This is a genomic window from Flavobacteriaceae bacterium GSB9 (assembly GCA_022749295.1).
GTDB lineage: Bacteria > Bacteroidota > Bacteroidia > Flavobacteriales > Flavobacteriaceae > Flavisericum.
The window spans coordinates 1,876,427-1,892,442 of sequence record CP062007.1; the positions used below are offsets into that span (position 1 = coordinate 1,876,427).

The 16,016-nt window shown below is 37.9% G+C and carries 14 protein-coding genes; 10 read left to right on the plus strand and 4 right to left on the minus strand.

Annotated features, from left to right (window positions below):
* From GSB9_01633 to GSB9_01636, 4 genes are all read left to right on the plus strand, one after another.
* The gene (locus GSB9_01633) at positions 1–1,401 is read left to right on the plus strand and encodes an aspartyl/glutamyl-tRNA amidotransferase subunit A (protein ID UKM65071.1); all 1,401 of its coding nucleotides are present in this window, start codon (positions 1–3) and stop codon (positions 1,399–1,401) included.
* Positions 1,401–4,733 carry a bifunctional amidotransferase subunit GatB/aspartate--tRNA ligase AspS gene (gene gatB/aspS, locus GSB9_01634; protein UKM65072.1) on the plus strand — a complete coding sequence of 1,111 codons (3,333 nt, stop codon included), beginning with the start codon at positions 1,401–1,403 and terminating at the stop codon, positions 4,731–4,733. Before GSB9_01633 ends, gatB/aspS begins: the two co-directional genes overlap by 1 nt.
* Before the next feature lie 190 nt (positions 4,734–4,923).
* On the plus strand, positions 4,924–6,441 hold the full coding sequence (locus GSB9_01635) for a fibronectin type III domain-containing protein (protein UKM65073.1): 1,518 nt from the start codon (positions 4,924–4,926) through the stop codon (positions 6,439–6,441).
* A gap of 151 nt (positions 6,442–6,592) precedes the next feature.
* On the plus strand, positions 6,593–7,123 hold the full coding sequence (locus tag GSB9_01636) for a DUF2911 domain-containing protein (GenBank protein UKM65074.1): 531 nt from the start codon (positions 6,593–6,595) through the stop codon (positions 7,121–7,123).
* A 52-nt stretch (positions 7,124–7,175) separates the two neighbouring features.
* Here the strand turns inward: GSB9_01636 and GSB9_01637 are convergent, their stop codons facing one another.
* Positions 7,176–7,523, minus strand: a complete 348-nt coding sequence (locus tag GSB9_01637; GenBank protein ID UKM65075.1) for a DUF202 domain-containing protein — start codon at positions 7,521–7,523, stop codon at positions 7,176–7,178.
* Positions 7,524–7,567: 44 nt separating this feature from the next.
* The gene (locus GSB9_01638) at positions 7,568–8,197 is read right to left on the minus strand and encodes a 7-carboxy-7-deazaguanine synthase QueE (protein ID UKM65076.1); all 630 of its coding nucleotides are present in this window, start codon (positions 8,195–8,197) and stop codon (positions 7,568–7,570) included.
* 125 nt (positions 8,198–8,322) lie between these two features.
* Here GSB9_01638 and GSB9_01639 point away from each other — a divergent pair, with 125 nt between their 5' ends.
* The 6 genes from GSB9_01639 to rluF all read left to right on the plus strand — a co-directional run bounded on the left by GSB9_01639 (position 8,323) and on the right by rluF (position 13,504).
* Positions 8,323–9,864, plus strand: a complete 1,542-nt coding sequence (locus GSB9_01639; protein ID UKM65077.1) for a DUF853 domain-containing protein — start codon at positions 8,323–8,325, stop codon at positions 9,862–9,864.
* A gap of 51 nt (positions 9,865–9,915) precedes the next feature.
* On the plus strand, positions 9,916–10,473 hold the full coding sequence (locus GSB9_01640; protein UKM65078.1) for a hypothetical protein: 558 nt from the start codon (positions 9,916–9,918) through the stop codon (positions 10,471–10,473).
* Between the two features lie 11 nt (positions 10,474–10,484).
* Entirely contained in the window at positions 10,485–11,462 is a 978-nt protein-coding gene (locus GSB9_01641) for a YitT family protein (protein ID UKM65079.1), read from the plus strand.
* Between the two features lie 75 nt (positions 11,463–11,537).
* Positions 11,538–11,903 (plus strand): cupin domain-containing protein, encoded by a 366-nt coding sequence (locus tag GSB9_01642; GenBank protein UKM65080.1) that lies wholly within the window; start codon positions 11,538–11,540, stop codon positions 11,901–11,903.
* A 3-nt stretch (positions 11,904–11,906) separates the two neighbouring features.
* Positions 11,907–12,731: an alpha/beta hydrolase gene (locus tag GSB9_01643; protein ID UKM65081.1), complete on the plus strand. Its 825-nt coding sequence runs from the start codon at positions 11,907–11,909 to the stop codon at positions 12,729–12,731.
* Between the two features lie 20 nt (positions 12,732–12,751).
* Entirely contained in the window at positions 12,752–13,504 is a 753-nt protein-coding gene (rluF, locus tag GSB9_01644; GenBank protein ID UKM65082.1) for a 23S rRNA pseudouridine(2604) synthase RluF, read from the plus strand.
* A gap of 66 nt (positions 13,505–13,570) precedes the next feature.
* On the opposite strand, the gene folD is transcribed toward rluF, so the two are convergent.
* Together folD and ffh are read right to left on the minus strand one after the other, a co-directional pair.
* A complete protein-coding gene (gene folD / locus GSB9_01645) occupies positions 13,571–14,446 on the minus strand; it encodes a bifunctional methylenetetrahydrofolate dehydrogenase/methenyltetrahydrofolate cyclohydrolase FolD (GenBank protein ID UKM65083.1) in 876 nt (291 codons plus the stop codon).
* Positions 14,447–14,564: 118 nt separating this feature from the next.
* Complete coding sequence (gene ffh / locus GSB9_01646; protein ID UKM65084.1) at positions 14,565–15,893, minus strand: signal recognition particle protein; 1,329 nt, start codon at positions 15,891–15,893, stop codon at positions 14,565–14,567.
* Between the last annotated feature and the right edge of the window lie 123 nt (positions 15,894–16,016).

The following is a 16,016-nucleotide window of genomic DNA, read 5'->3' on the forward strand; positions in this document are numbered from 1 at the left end:
ATGGATTCGCAGATACGCAAAATTCACCAACAACTGGTTAACAAAGAGATTACTTGCACCCAATTGGTTCAAGACAAATTAGACCTTTTAGCAAAAAACAGCCATAATACCGTAAACAGCCTTTTAATTGATATTGCCCTAAAGTTAGCGGCAAAAGTTGACGATAAGATAGGTAACGGCGAAGACATTGGCCTATTAGAAGGCATTCCATTTGGCATTAAAGATGTTTATATGGTACAGGGCACGATTACAACGGCGAGCTCAAAATTGCTAAAAGACTATAAATCGGCCTACACGGCCACGGCCATCCAAAAATTATTGGATGCTGGCGCTATTCCTATCGTCAAAGAAAATTGCGATAGTTTTGGGCACGGTTCATCAAGTGAAAATACCATTTTTGGCGCTGTAAAGAATGCGATTAATCCGGAGTTGGTTGGTGGTGGCTCCAGTGGTGGTTCGGCCGTTAACGTGGCCTTAGATTACACGGTATTCTCGATTGGAGGTGATACTGGTGGTTCAGTTCGCCAGCCAGCAGGATACAATCATGTTTATGGTTTGAAACCTACCTACGGGCGCATTTCACGTTACGGATTAATGGCCTACGCGTCTTCTACAGATTGTGTTGGCCCGATTGCAAAATCGGTTGAAGATATTCGTATCGTGCTGAACGTAATGAGTGGAAAAGATGGAAAAGACCAAACCACTTATTCTTCCACTGAAATCTTAGAAGAAAGCCTTTCAACGTCCGAAGGTATAAAAGCTATTGGTTACTTTAAAAATTTTATTGAAAGTGACGCCATCGATGCCCAAGTAAAATCTGACTTTCTTTCAGGCATTGAAAAAATAAAAGCAAAAGGTATTGAAGTTAAAGTTTTGGATTTCTTTGAATCGAATACACTGGTTTCAACATATTACACCTTAGCTATGGCCGAAACAGCCTCTAACCTATCGCGGTTAGATGGCACCAATTACGGCAACCGCATTGAGGCCGAAAATTTGAAAGAAACTTACGCCGTAACCCGTTCTGAGAATTTCTCAGAAGAAACCAAAAGAAGGATTGTAGGTGGAAACCAAGTACTGTCACAAGGATTTTCAGATGAAATCTACTTAAAAAGCTTAGCACTTCGTGATGCCATCGCCAATAATTTCGAGGAAGATTTTAAAGCGGTCGATATCATTATTTCGCCCGTTACGCCAAGCGCACCGCCTAAAATTGGCGATAGCTTAAAAGACCCATTGGCCATGTATTTAAGCGATGCCTACACGGTAGGATTCAGTTTGGGGCAACTGCCCACATTAACTGTTCCGCAAGGCACCGAAACAGGACTGCAAATTACGGCCTCAAAAAACAACGACGAACTTGTTTTGAAGTTTGCTAACTTCTTAAAAGACACTTTATAATGGAACTGGAGCAAATAAACGCGCTACTAAAAAAATACGAACTAGAATTAGTCATCGGACTAGAAACCCACGTTCGCTTAAATACTAAAACCAAACTGTTCTGTTCTTGCGCAAATGAAGAAACAGAAACCCCAAACCAAAACATCTGCCCGGTATGTACCGGACAAATGGGTGTGCTTCCCGCGGTGAACAAAGAGGCGGTTAAAAAAGCCATTTATTTTGGAAAGGCCGTTAAATCAACATTTGAAAACGAAGTCATTTCTTGGGACAGAAAGCATTACGAGTACCCCGACAACCCAAAAAATATTCAAATCACGCAATTCCACAACCCCATTATACCTGATGGGCAAGTATCATGTTTTAGAAATGACGGTTCGCAATTTACAGTAAATTTAACCCAAGTTCACATTGAAGAAGATGCCGCGAAATTGATGCATGAAAAGAAAATCTCGTTAGTCGATTTCAATAAAGCGGGCGTACCCTTAATTGAAATTGTTACCGAGCCTTGTATTCGCCACATTGAAGATGCTTCAACCTATGCACAGTACATTCAGCGTATTGTTCAAAACTTAAAAATTTCTGACGCCAACCTTGAAAAAGGGGAATTTAAATCGGATGTATCCGTTTCACTCCGTAAAAAGCACACTTACGACCTAAACCCGCGTACCGAGATTAAAAACCTCAACTCATTTAAATTTATGGTCGATGCTTTAAAGGAAGAAGTCGAGAAACAACTCAACTATTATTTGGAGCACAAAACGTTTAGGCCCGACCAGACCACCGTGCTTTTCGATGCCGATTTAAAGCAAACCAAAACCATGCGTAAAAAGGAATTCGAGGCCGATTACCGATTTATTTCGGAGCCCGACCTTCCTTTTGTAAATATAAAAAGCGCGATTGAATCGATTAATGTCGATATTAGCGCCCTACCCTTTGCTGTTGAACGGGTTTTAATAAATGGTGGTGTTTTGCCACAAGATGCCAAATTTTTTACCGCTGATGCATTGCGTTCTAAAACCTTTATGCAAATAAACGAGGTAATAAAAGACCCGTCGTTTGTTGCTAAAACTTTGGTTAATAATATTGGTGCTGAAGACTATGGCGATATTCATCGCATCGAACATTTAATTGAAATTTTCCAATTGTTCAAGGCTGAAAAAATCACATCGGTTTTAGTCCAAAATGCGATAACCGCCTATTTAAAAGATAGACACTTCGATTATAACAAGTATTTTGATGACAACACCATTTCTAAAGAAAAAATAGAAGCGGCCATAACCCAAGTCATTTCAGAAAACGAAGCTATTGCCAACGACATTAAGGCTGGAAACCAAGGCAAAGCTGGTATTTTGGTTGGAAAAGTCATTAAAATTATTGGCAAGGGCGCTTCAGGAAAAGTCATTCGTGAGGGTATTTTAGGTCAGCTTTCTGGCGAAGTTAAAAGTCAAGAACCTCAAACTAAAGGTGAAGTTTCAAAAGCTAAAGGCCAAAAAGGAGAAACCAAAGAGGAAGAAGTCCTGCCGCAAATACCCATCGTGGTAAAAGACGAGTACCGCACGCACACAATCATCGACATTTCCGATGAAAACATCAACGACACCGTAACATTCTCAGGTTGGGTTTCTAGTGTGCGTGACCACGGTGAGCTTATTTTTATCGATTTGCGCGATTCAAGTACCGAAAAATTCCAAGTGCGATTAAGTCGGGAGTCATTCCCTAATTTAGATGAATTGGTACGTTTAAAACCTGAATCGGTGATTACCGTTTCCGGTAAAATCGTGCAACGAAAAGAAGACGATTACAACCCAAGTTTACGTACCGGAAAAATTGAATTGGAAGCTACCGAACTGGATATTTTAAACCTTTCGAAAACGCTTCCGTTTGAAATAAAACGTGCGACCAAAACCAATGAGAACACTCGTTTTCAATATAAATATTTAGACCACCGAAACGAAGATGTGCGCCGCGTTATAGTAAATCGACATAAAGTGATTAAACTGATGCGCGATATTTTGGACGAAGAAAATTTCCTTGAAATTGAAACGCCCATTTTAAGTGCTGGAACAGATGAAGGGGCGCGTGAGTTTATTGTACCTTCACGTAAACAAGCTGGCGCTTTTTACACCCTTCCTCAGGCACCACAGCAGTTCAAACAAATGCTGATGGTAAGTGGCTACGAAAAGTATTTCCAATTGGCCCGCTGTTTTAGGGATGAAGATTCGCGTGGCGACCGACAACCCGAATTTACACAGTTGGATATTGAAATGGCCTACGCTAGTATGCAGCAAATTATCGATTTGAACACTAAAATGTTCAACGACATTGTTCAGAAAATATATGGCAAAAAATGGATTTTACATCCGTTTGAAGTACTCTCCTACAAACAAGCGATGGATGAATATGGCTGCGACCGCCCCGATTTACGCTTTGGTTTAAAGCTACAGGATATTACCGATATTGTAAAAGACACGACCTTTCAGGTATTCAGTAAACCCATTGAGGAAGGCGGTATTGTAAAATGTATAAAAGTATCGGCGGAAGAGCAGGGCAAAAAGCGCCTTTCAAAAGGACAAATTGAAAAACTAACAGGCATTGCCCAACAGCATGGTTTAGGTGGATTGGCATATATTATCGTCAACGAAAACGATTTGCAATCGCCCATCATCAAGTTTTTAGGTGAAGCTATTGCGGCCGGAATCATTAAAACCACTAACGCCCAGGTTGGCGATATTGTGTTCTTTTCGGCTGCCGATTACGCCACGGCCAACAAAGCCTTGGATGCCGTTCGGCAGGAATTGGGCAGTATGTTACGACTCATCAATCCGAAGGAACTGCGCCCAGCGTGGGTGATTGATTTCCCGATGTTCGAAAAAACCGATGAAGGCCGTTGGACCTTTACCCACAACCCCTTCTCGATGCCTGCCGTTTACGACATTGAAAAACACATGAATGGGAAGGAGGAGGAAATTGGCAGCATCATTGCCCAACAATACGACCTTATTTTAAACGGTTACGAAATTGGTGGCGGTTCTGTACGTGCCCATAAACCCGAAATTTTAGAAGCCACTTACAAAAACATGGGCTACAACAAAGAAGAGATGCTTAAAAGTGTTGGCACCATGTACAAAGCCTTCCATTACGGGGCGCCACCACACGGTGGTATTGCTTGGGGCGTAGACCGATTGATGATGATTTTAGAGAAAAAAGCATCGATTAGAGAAGTGATGGCCTTCCCAAAAACAGGAACGAGCGACGATTTATTGTTTGGTGCGCCATCACTACTTTCCGATAAAAAAGTGGAGGAAATGAATGTAAAAGTGATGCGAAAATAGTTGCTTTTTAAATAGCGATACTTTATAAATTAGGAATCCCGACATGAATTTGTCGGGATTTTTTTATGGTTATAATTGATTATATTTACAGGATAACAGCAACAAAAAACTTTTGATATCCTGACTTATTTACGGGATATCGGTAATAAAAGTTTGGATATAACAAGTTGGCTACAATAAAAACAAATAGATGAAAAGAATTTATTCTACACTATTAATTATTTTTCTATTGATTAGTTGTTCAAAAGAAAATTCCATAAACGAAACTAATCAGGAACTGGAAGAACCGGAAAAACAAATAGAAAATCAGCCCCCAAGTAATTTTAATGTTGAACTTGTAAATATTTCACATGACAGCGCAATAATTAATTGGAGCGAGTCTACTGACCCAGACAACGATGCAGTGACATATGATGTTTACTTAAATCAAGTATTAATAATTGAGAACATTTCTGAACTCACTTATCAGTTTATTGGCCTTAAGGAATTAACCAACTATTCTGGAAAAATAGTTGCAAAAGATACCAGCAATAATCATACAGAAGTCACTTTTTCGTTTGGTACAGAAAAATACTATTTAAAATATATTAAGAAATACGATTATGGTCAATATGATTATGGGCCGAATGGTTATGCTCATGGTAATCCATATCATATGATAAAAACTTCAGATAGCAACTATCTTATTTTAGGGAAATCAAGTAACAATGGAAATGGTTATCGGCTTTTTGCCTTAAAAATTAACTATGATGGTGATGAAATTTGGAGGGCTTATTTCAACCATATCTCTCATACTTCAGCTACACCAAAAGTAATCGAACATTCGAATGGATTTTTAATAAATTCTAACGATACTTTGATAAATATCGATTGGGAAGGAAATACGGTATGGTCTAAAAATATTCAGGATATTATCAGTAACCCTATATTTATTTCATCTGTGAATCTTGATAACGAAGGGAATTTCTACCTCGCTGGCATAAGAAATTCAGGATTTCATCAAGGCAATGAAGGTGTCTTATTAAAAATAAGCTCAAATGGGATTCCAATTTGGGAAAAAACATTAAAAATATCATTGTATGATGCTTTTAAAGATGTGGTAATTAATTCTCAAAATGAAATTTATGTTTTGGGCACGTCTGAAACTAAAGGAGCTACTTGGGATGACCATGTTTCTGGTGACTCTTCTTTGAAAGAGATTGATTTTTTGGTAGTAAAAATGAATAATCAAGGAGATATTATATGGCAAAACACTTTCGGCGATGGAAGACACGATTTTCCAAAGCAAATAATAATCAAAAGTAACAACAATATAGTGTTCGCTGGTTTTAGCTGGGGAGCATATGATATAAGTGAGGGTAGAATATTTGAAATCGATGCCGATGGTACTGAAATATGGAATATTTCTAATGAATTATCTTCAACTTTTTCTATTGCTGAAACCTTGGATGGGGGTTTCATTACTACGGGGCATGTTGATTTTGGTTATTATGGGGCATTAGGAATTTATAAATTTACCAGTAATGGTATTGAAGAATGGAACAAGAAGTATCAAGAGACTTTCACATATTTATATGGTCGTTCAATATTAATTGAAAATGACGGAGGATATCGTGTTGCAGGTAGTTTGAGTAAGAATTATTATTATGGTGAAGAAAAACCAGAGCTATTAATTTATAAAACTGATTCCGAAGGAAATTATAAATAAAATAAAATTATTGTAGCCAACAACGGATTACAAATAAAAAGCGTCAATTCATAAAACGCCCAAACTTTAACATAATCCCCACACTTTTATAAAAACTTTAAAGGTTTTTAGGCTTAACTTTAAAACATTAAAAACCACTAAAATTATTAGAATGAAACAGACGAAAAAAGTAACCACAATGATTATCTGTGTTTTTGCTTTGCTGCTTTCGGGCAATGTTATGGCACAGAAGTTTGCAAATTTGGACAAAAGTCCGTTGGACATAAGCTACTACCGTACCAGCCGTAATGCCACGCCCATGGTCAAAGTGATTTACAGCCGTCCACAATTAAAAGGAAGGGATTTAAGCCAATTGGCCCCCAATGGCAAAGTTTGGAGAACGGGTGCCAATGAAGCTTCCGAAATTAAATTTTACCAAGACATCCAATTTGGAGGTGAAACTGTTAAAGCGGGCACTTATTCGTTATACACCATTCCTGGAGAAAACGAATGGACCATTATTTTAAGCAAAGACACCGATGTTTGGGGTGCTTACGGTTACAAAGAAACTAATGATGCTTTACGCATTAAAGTTCCTGTAAGCAGCGGCGAATCGATAGAAGCGTTTTCAATTGCCTTTGATGACGGCAAAATGGTTTTAGCCTGGGACACAGTTAGGGTTTCCATTCCCGTAAGTATTTAATACATATATTATTATAAAAACAATAAAGCCTTGATTAATCAAGGCTTTTCTTTTATTTATCATCGTTATTATCGTTAGCTTCAGACATATAATACAGGCGCTTTAAGCTCTTCTTAAGCAGGGTAAATCTGTAAACTCCAATCACAAAAAATATAATACTGAATACCAATGAGGCCAATGCCAAATATTCAAAATTAGGATAATTCTTTATTTGGAAAAGTGCAATACTGCCCAAAAGCAAATACAACGACGATCTGATATAGGACAGCAAAGTGCGTTCATTCGCCAAACGGGTGCGCTCGATAGCCAAATAATCTCTAAGAATAACTTCTTGATCGGGTTTAAAATCGCGCCCAAAACGTAGAAGTTTCATTTTTTTCAACTTTACAGGTGCTTTCATAAGCGATTGCTATTTTGATTGTACACCTAAAAATAAGCAAAAATTTAAGGAATATTCAAATACTTGTGGGTTTGCAGAGAAACTTTCCAATTGGGGTGTTTCATCACATAATCTACAATCAGCGGAATCATTTTATCACGCTTGCTCCACTCGGGCTGTAAATACAAAATACAATTATCGTTTACTTTGGCAGCCTGTTCTTCGGCAAAACGAAAATCGTCTTTATTGTAAATAATCATTTTTAGCTCATGAGCCTTGGCGTAAACCTCATCAGTAGGCAATTTCATTTTTTTGGGCGATAAACATATCCAATCCCACTGCCCTGTTAATTTATAGGCACCCGAAGTTTCAATATGAATCTTCAGCCCCTCTTCCTTTAATTTTGAAGTCAGAAAGGTCATATCCCAAGTTAAAGGCTCACCACCCGTAACGACAATAGTATCACTATATTTTTTGGCATTTTCAACAATCTTGGTGGTTTGGGTTGGCGGGTGCAATTTGGCATTCCAGCTTTCTTTTACATCGCACCAATGACAGCCTACATCGCAGCCTCCAATCCTAATAAAATAGGCCGCTGTACCCTTGTGGAAACCTTCACCCTGTATGGTGTAAAACTCTTCCATAAGCGGTAGCATTTCGCCCTTGTTAACCAATAATTGTATTGCTTTGTCCATAATTAAGTGTGCAAAGATACGTATTCCATACTGATTAGAAATATTTTGGGCTTCAATTCAACCTTAATAAACAAAACCTTGTTTTTTTCTTTTTTAATTTCTGTATTTTTATGCAAAATTTAGGCATGGGCACAAAAGAAAATTTTCAAGAATACATTACCAAAGGCTACCAAACTAAAGGCGAATACATATCCGCGGGGGCAGCAATGCTTAATGGTGAAACCATTACCGGAGCACATATAAAAATACCTTTAAAAACCATGAATCGCCATGGCTTGATTGCTGGAGCTACAGGTACCGGAAAAACGAAGTCGCTACAGGTATTGGCAGAAAATTTAAGCGAAAAAGGTGTTCCTGTCTTGTTGATGGACATTAAAGGCGACTTAAGTGGTTTAGCGCAAGCCAGCCCAGGCCACCCTAAAATTGACGAGCGCCATGAAAAAATAGGCTTGCCCTTTGTACCTAAAGCATTTCCTGTTGAAGTGCTAACCCTTTCAGAACAAGATGGTGTTAGGCTTCGTGCCACCATTAGCGAATTTGGCCCTGTACTGTTGTCCAGAATTTTAGATTTAACCGAAACCCAATCTGGCATTGTTTCTGTAATTTTTCAATATTGCGACGACAATAAGTTACCACTTTTGGACCTTAAGGATTTTAAAAAGATTCTTCAATATGCTACCGATGAGGGAAAAGATGAATTTAAAGAAGCCTATGGTAGAATTTCAACCGCTTCAACGGGTGCTATCCTCAGAAAAATAGTAGAACTGGAGCAACAAGGTGCCGACTTGTTTTTTGGGGAAACTTCATTCGATACTCAGGATTTATTAAGAGTTGACGCTGATGGGCGCGGTTACATCAATATTTTAAGATTGACCGATATTCAAGACCGCCCTAAGTTATTTTCAACTTTTATGCTGAGTTTGTTGGCCGAAATTTATTCTACACTTCCAGAACAAGGCGATACCGGAAGGCCAGAATTAGTCATGTTTATTGATGAGGCCCATTTAATTTTTGATGAAGCTTCAAAAGCCCTTTTAAATCAAATTGAAAGCATTGTAAAACTGATACGAAGTAAAGGTGTTGGTCTATATTTTGTTACTCAAAATCCCACCGATGTTCCCGAAGAAGTCCTTGGTCAGCTGGGTTTAAAAGTGCAGCATGCCTTAAGGGCGTTTACGGCTAAAGACAGAAAAGCCATTAAATTAACCGCTCAAAACTATCCAGATTCTGAATATTACGATACCACCGAAGTATTGACCTCATTAGGCATAGGAGAAGCTTTAGTTTCTGCCTTAGACGAAAAAGGACGCCCTACCCCATTGGCCGCTACCATGATGCGTGCGCCCATGAGCCGTATGGATGTGCTTACCGATACCGAATTGGCACAATTATTATCACAATCTAAATTGGCTAGAAAATACAACGAAACCATTGATAGAGAGAGTGCTTACGAAATGCTCAACGCTAAAATAGAAGAAGCCGAAGCTAAGGAGGCTAAAGAAAAAGCCAGACTAGAGCAAGAAGCTCTTGAAAAAGCGACATCTAAAAAAAGAACCTCAACATCGCGAAGACGCAGCACCAGAATGAACCCCATTGTTAAAGTTTTAACCAGCGCTACATTTATAAGAAGCGTTTTTGGTATATTAACCAAAGTCTTAAAAAAATAAATCGGCTCCCGACCATACTAAATATTAATTTAAAAAATCTGAAATCACCCCATGCGCTATTCATTTTTCGGCCTAACAGCCCTATTATTTTTATCAATTAGTTGCAACAATCAACCAGGTCCTTTTGAAGTTTCAAAACAACATATTGGCCTATTAACAGACTCAACCCAAGTAAAAGATCTAAAAACCATTTACACAAACGATTCTATTGTAAAACATTCAAATGGTGATGCTTTTTCTGGAAATCCGAATGAGATTGAAATTTATGAAAAAGGCGGAAAAAAATTGTTAGTACTCACCGCAAAGCGAAGCCTTGATTCTACATCGACCATTAGCAACGTTCAGATCTGTGACGAACGCTACAAAACCGATAAAAACATTGGTGCCTTAAGTACATTTAAAGACATAAAAGACAACTATAAAATATCAAAAATCAGTAACTTAATCAACTCTATTGTAGTGACCGTTAATGATATAAATGCCAATTTCACGATAGACAAAAAAGAATTACCAGCCAATTTAAGGTTTGATATGGACTTAAAATTTGAGGCCACCCACATCCCTGATAATGCAAAAATCAAATACTTTTTTATAAATTGGAATAACTGAAACACTAAAACATGAATCCCTTTTTAGCTAAATTATTAGTTGATGCCGCTCGTAAAAGGCTTGAAAAAAGACGAGCAGGCAAACCTGTGAGCAAAAAGGAAATTGTACCCTTGGTTAGGAAATTTCAAGTAGAGTTATCGCACGCGGTTAAGGAGTATGTTTTTATAATTATAGGTGTTTTTTCAGCTGGATTTGGATTAAAAGGCTTTCTCTTGCCCAACAAATTTATAGATGGTGGCGCTACAGGTATTTCGTTATTGTTAGAAAACATAACATCACTGCAACTCGGATTACTTTTGGTTTTGGTTAACCTTCCATTTTTAATCTTGGCCTATAAAACCATTGGCAGAAAATTTGCCTTAAAAAGTATTGCGGCCATTAGCTTTTTGGCCATAGTCGTGCATTTTGTAAACTACCCCATCATAACAGAAGACAAATTATTGATAGCCGTTTTTGGCGGTTTCTTTTTGGGATTGGGTATTGGCATGTCTATGCGTGGCGGAAGCGTTATCGACGGCACCGAAGTACTGGCTATTTTTTTAAGCCGAAAACTTTCGCTTACTATTGGTGATGTTTTGCTAATTATTAACATTATAATCTTCTCGGTGGGCGCTTATGTTTTATCTATTGAGATTGCCCTTTACGCTATACTGACTTACCTCTCGGCTGCAAAAACGGTCGATTTTGTAGTCGATGGCGTTGAAGAATATATTGGGGTCACCATTATCTCTGAAAAACATGAAGAATTACGCCTCATGATTACAAAAAAGTTACAACGTGCCTGTACCATTTATGCCGGAAAAGGCGGTTATGGAAATAGCGGCACCAGTTATGATAAAGATATAATCTATACTGTTGTAACGCGCCTTGAACTTGCTAAACTGCAAACTGAAATCGATAAAATCGATAAAAAAGCTTTTATTATTATGGGCATGGTAAAAGATTTAAAAGGCGGCATGATAAAGAAGAAGCCCATGAAAGACCATTGACCATTGACTATTGACTATTGACTATTGACTATTGACTATTGACTATTGACTATTGACTATTGACTATTGAAATAAGTGAAAAAAAAATACACCATACAAAACAGTCCTTTTGTTGTACCTGCTTCAAATGGCAAAGTAATTAAAGAACATTTCGGACTTGCTACAACGGGCTCCAAAAACATCAGTATTGCCCACATGAAAGCCCCTGCCGGATGGAGCGAACCATTTCAAACACCAGAATTTGATGAGTATACCTTCATCATAAAAGGCAAAAAACGATTTATTATTGAGGATGAAACCATAGTTTTAGAAGCTGGCCAATCTATAAAAATCGAAAAAAACACAAGAGTTCAATATTCCAACCCTTTTACCGAAGTATGCGAATACATTGCTATTTGCACACCGGCGTTCTCCATGGATTCAGCAAATAGAGAGGAATAGCACATGGGCAAAATTATCATAAAAACTATTGGAAAGTCAATTAATTTTCTGAGTTACCTCTTACCTAGTTACGCCGCAAAATTAGCTGTAAAAATTTTTTCAACACCGCAAAAAGGAAGGCTCACGAACGAAGAAAATGAATATCTTAAATCGGCAAAGCAACAGTCTATTCAATACAACGATTTTGTACTAAGCACCTACCATTGGAAAGGTAAAAACGCCACCATTTTACTTGCCCACGGCTGGGAAAGCAACTCCTTTAGATGGAAAAACCTCATTGAACTACTAAAAACAAAACACTACAATATTGTTTCCATCGATGCTCCGGCGCATGGCAATTCTGGAAGCAAAATCTTTAATGCCGTTTTATATTCAGAATGCATTAATCTTGTCGCTAAACAGCATAATGCCAATATCATTATTGGGCATTCTATTGGTGGTACCTCATCGGTCCTGGCAGCCAATAAATACAAACTGCCAATTGAAAAGCTTATATTGTTGGGCGCACCTTCAAATTTTGATGAAGTAATTACCAATTACGTTAATATGATGGGTTATAACAAACGCGTTGTAAAAGCAATGGACAAGTATTATCTAAAACACTTTGGCTACCTTCCTGAGCACTATACCGTGGAAAATTTTTCGTCTAACCTAAAGGCTGACGGACTCATTATTCACGATAAAAAAGACCGAATTATTTCTTATAAAGACGCCCTTCAAATCTATAAGCACTATGACAATTCAAAGCTTGTAAAAACCGTTGGTTTTGGGCACGGTCTTAAATCTGAAAAAGTATATCAACACATTTTAGACTTTCTTGAAGATTAAGTTTATTGTATTTTTGAATTATGGCAGAAGAAGGATTAAAACGAATCAACAAATTTTTAAGTGAGGTAGGCTACTGTTCGCGCAGAGAAGCCGATAAACTTATTGATGCTGGCAGGGTAACCATTAATGGAAATATACCTGAAATGGGCACCAAAATTGCACCAAATGATATTGTTGCCATTGATGGGAAAGAAATAAAAAACACTAAGGAAAAATTTGTCTATCTAGCGCTCAACAAACCTGTGGGCATAGTTTGCACAACCGACACATCGGTTGAGAAGGATAATATTATTGATTTCATCAATTACCATAAGCGTATATTCCCAATCGGTAGATTAGACAAACCCAGTGAGGGCCTGATTCTTTTAACTGATGATGGCGATATTGTGAATAAAATTCTTCGCGCCAGCAACAACCACGAAAAAGAATATATTGTTACGGTCGATAAGCCCATTTCACAGACCTTTGTTGAACGCATGGCTGGCGGAATTTATATTGAAGATTTAAAAAAAACCACAAAGAAATGCAAGGTTGAAAAACTGGGAACATACAAATTCAAAATTGTTTTAACCCAAGGGTTAAACCGGCAAATTCGGCGTATGTGCGATTACTTGAATTATGAAGTACAAACGCTAAAACGGGTAAGAATAATGAATATAAAATTAGATGTGCCCGTTGGAAAATACCGCGAATTAACTAAAGAAGAGTTTTCCGAACTCAATCAACTTTTAAAAGATTCTACTAAAACATTTAAAAGTAAACCCCGAAAATAAAAGCTTAAAAAAAGGATTTCAAACATAGTCTAAAATCCTTTTTCAAAATAATATATGTGATTCTTTCTATCCGTGTCTTTCTCTTGCTAAAAGCGTATTTTTTAGAAGCATAGCAATCGTCATGGGCCCAACACCTCCAGGAACTGGTGTAATATAACTTGCTTTTTGGCTTACACTTGAAAACTCAACATCGCCAGCCAATCGGTAACCATTTTTCTTAGTAGCATCTGGCACTCGGGTAATCCCCACGTCGATAACCACTACGTCCTCTTTAACCATATCACCAGTTAAAAACTCCGAAATACCAATGGCAGCCACAATAATGTCGGCCTTTTTAGTAACTTCAGCCAAATTCTTGGTTCGGCTGTGCACCACAGTTACGGTGGCATCGCCTGCAGTTCTTTTTTGGCTCATTAAAATACTCATGGGGCGGCCCACAATATGGCTTCTTCCCATAACCACAACATTTTTACCCGAAGTTTGTACTTGGTAACGCTCCAACAACTCTAAAATCCCATAAGGAGTTGCAGGTAAAAAGGTAGGCAAATCTAAGGCCATTTTACCAACATTTACAGGGTGAAAACCATCAACGTCCTTGTCGGGGTCAATAGCCATTAACACTTTTTGCTCATCAATTTGTTCGGGCAATGGTAATTGCACAATAAACCCATCAATATCGTCATTGGTATTTAATTCATTGATTTTTTCAAGAAGTTTGGCTTCAGAAGTGTATTCTGGAAGTTCAATTAGTGTAGACTTAAACCCGATGCGTTCACAAGCCTTTACCTTGGCATTAACATAGGTCATACTCGCACCATCAGAGCCTACCAAAACAGCAGCCAAATGCGGCACTTTTTCACCTTTAGCCACCATAGATTTAACATGGTCGGCTATTTCTTCTTTAATGTCGTTACTTACTTTTTTACCGTCTAAGATTGTCATTTAATATAAGTTTTCACCACCAATTCACGAATTTATTCTCGTAAAGTCTTTAAGGTGTAAAGGTTATTTTTAAGATGCTGAAACATATTCAGCATGACACTTTTAACTTTTAACAAGATTAACGCATATTCTTCATCATTTGCATCATCTTTTTACCGCCACCACCTTGCATCATTTTCATCATCTTGCTCATTTGGTTAAACTGCTTTAAAAGTTGATTTACTTCCTGAACCGATGTACCGGAACCCTTAGCTACACGCCTTTTTCTACTGGCATTTAAGATAGAAGGATTGGTACGCTCTTTGGGTGTCATGGAATGAATTATCGCTTCAATGCCTTTAAAAGCATCATCGTCAATATCAACATCTTTCAACATTTTTCCAGCACCGGGAATCATACCCATAAGGTCTTTCATATTCCCCATTTTTTTAATTTGCTGGATTTGCTTTAAGAAATCGTCAAAACCAAATTGGTTTTTAGCTATTTTCTTTTGAAGTTTTCTGGCTTCCTGCTCATCAAACTGCTCTTGGGCACGCTCAACTAACGATACCACATCTCCCATGCCCAGAATACGATCGGCCATACGAGATGGATAAAACACATCGATAGCTTCCATTTTTTCACCTGTACCGATAAACTTGATAGGCTTATTGACAACAGATTTAATAGAAATAGCTGCTCCACCACGCGTGTCACCATCTAACTTAGTCAAGATAACACCATCGAAATTTAAAACATCATTAAAGGCTTTGGCCGTATTTACAGCATCCTGACCCGTCATGGAATCGACAACGAATAGGGTTTCATTTGGATTGATAGCCTTATGGATATTCGATATTTCGGTCATCATAGCCTCATCTACAGCCAAACGACCAGCGGTATCTATAATAACGACGTTATGTCCATTGGATTTCGCATGTGCGATTGCTGCTTGAGAGATAGCTACAGGGTCATTATTTCCTTTATCGCTAAAAACCTCAACACCTATTTGGTCTCCAACAACATGCAACTGGTTTATCGCCGCAGGACGATACACATCACAGGCTACCAATAAAGGTTTTTTGGTTTTTTTATTTTTAAGATAATTGGCCAGCTTACCAGAAAACGTAGTTTTACCAGAACCTTGCAAACCAGACATTAGAATAACACTTGGGTTTCCGGAAAGATCAATACCTTCTGCATCGCCGCCCATCAGTTGTGTTAATTCATCCTTAACAATTTTAACCATCAATTGCCCTGGCTGAAGCGTAGTTAATACGTTTTGTCCAAGTGCCTTTTCCTTAACTTTATTAGTAAATTCCTTAGCAATTTTAAAGTTAACATCGGCATCTAAGAGTGCGCGCCTAACTTCCTTTAAAGTCTCTGCTACGTTTACTTCAGTAATACTGCCGTGCCCCTTTAAAACATGTAAGGCCTTATCTAATTTTTCACTTAAATTGTTAAACATATTTCTTCTAAATTTTTAGAGTTGCAAATTTAATGATTTGAAGCGTATTATGACAAGAAACATGCTATAATGTGTATAAAAAAAGGCTGTCAATTTAAATTGACAGCCTTTAAAGGAAACCTG

Excerpts from the sequence above, each read along its gene's own strand:
- gatB/aspS (UKM65072.1), top strand. The coding sequence starts at position 1,401 with ATGGAACTGGAGCAAATAAACGCGCTACTAAAAAAATACGAACTAGAA.
- GSB9_01638 (UKM65076.1), bottom strand. The coding sequence starts at position 8,197 with ATGGACAAAGCAATACAATTATTGGTTAACAAGGGCGAAATGCTACCG.
- GSB9_01640 (UKM65078.1), top strand. The coding sequence starts at position 9,916 with ATGCGCTATTCATTTTTCGGCCTAACAGCCCTATTATTTTTATCAATT.
- ffh (UKM65084.1), bottom strand. The coding sequence starts at position 15,893 with ATGTTTAACAATTTAAGTGAAAAATTAGATAAGGCCTTACATGTTTTA.
- GSB9_01635 (UKM65073.1), top strand. The coding sequence starts at position 4,924 with ATGAAAAGAATTTATTCTACACTATTAATTATTTTTCTATTGATTAGT.
- GSB9_01639 (UKM65077.1), top strand. The coding sequence starts at position 8,323 with ATGGGCACAAAAGAAAATTTTCAAGAATACATTACCAAAGGCTACCAA.
- rluF (UKM65082.1), top strand. The coding sequence starts at position 12,752 with ATGGCAGAAGAAGGATTAAAACGAATCAACAAATTTTTAAGTGAGGTA.
- GSB9_01636 (UKM65074.1), top strand. The coding sequence starts at position 6,593 with ATGAAACAGACGAAAAAAGTAACCACAATGATTATCTGTGTTTTTGCT.
- GSB9_01633 (UKM65071.1), top strand. The coding sequence starts at position 1 with ATGGATTCGCAGATACGCAAAATTCACCAACAACTGGTTAACAAAGAG.
- GSB9_01637 (UKM65075.1), bottom strand. The coding sequence starts at position 7,523 with ATGAAAGCACCTGTAAAGTTGAAAAAAATGAAACTTCTACGTTTTGGG.
- GSB9_01643 (UKM65081.1), top strand. The coding sequence starts at position 11,907 with ATGGGCAAAATTATCATAAAAACTATTGGAAAGTCAATTAATTTTCTG.
- GSB9_01641 (UKM65079.1), top strand. The coding sequence starts at position 10,485 with ATGAATCCCTTTTTAGCTAAATTATTAGTTGATGCCGCTCGTAAAAGG.
- folD (UKM65083.1), bottom strand. The coding sequence starts at position 14,446 with ATGACAATCTTAGACGGTAAAAAAGTAAGTAACGACATTAAAGAAGAA.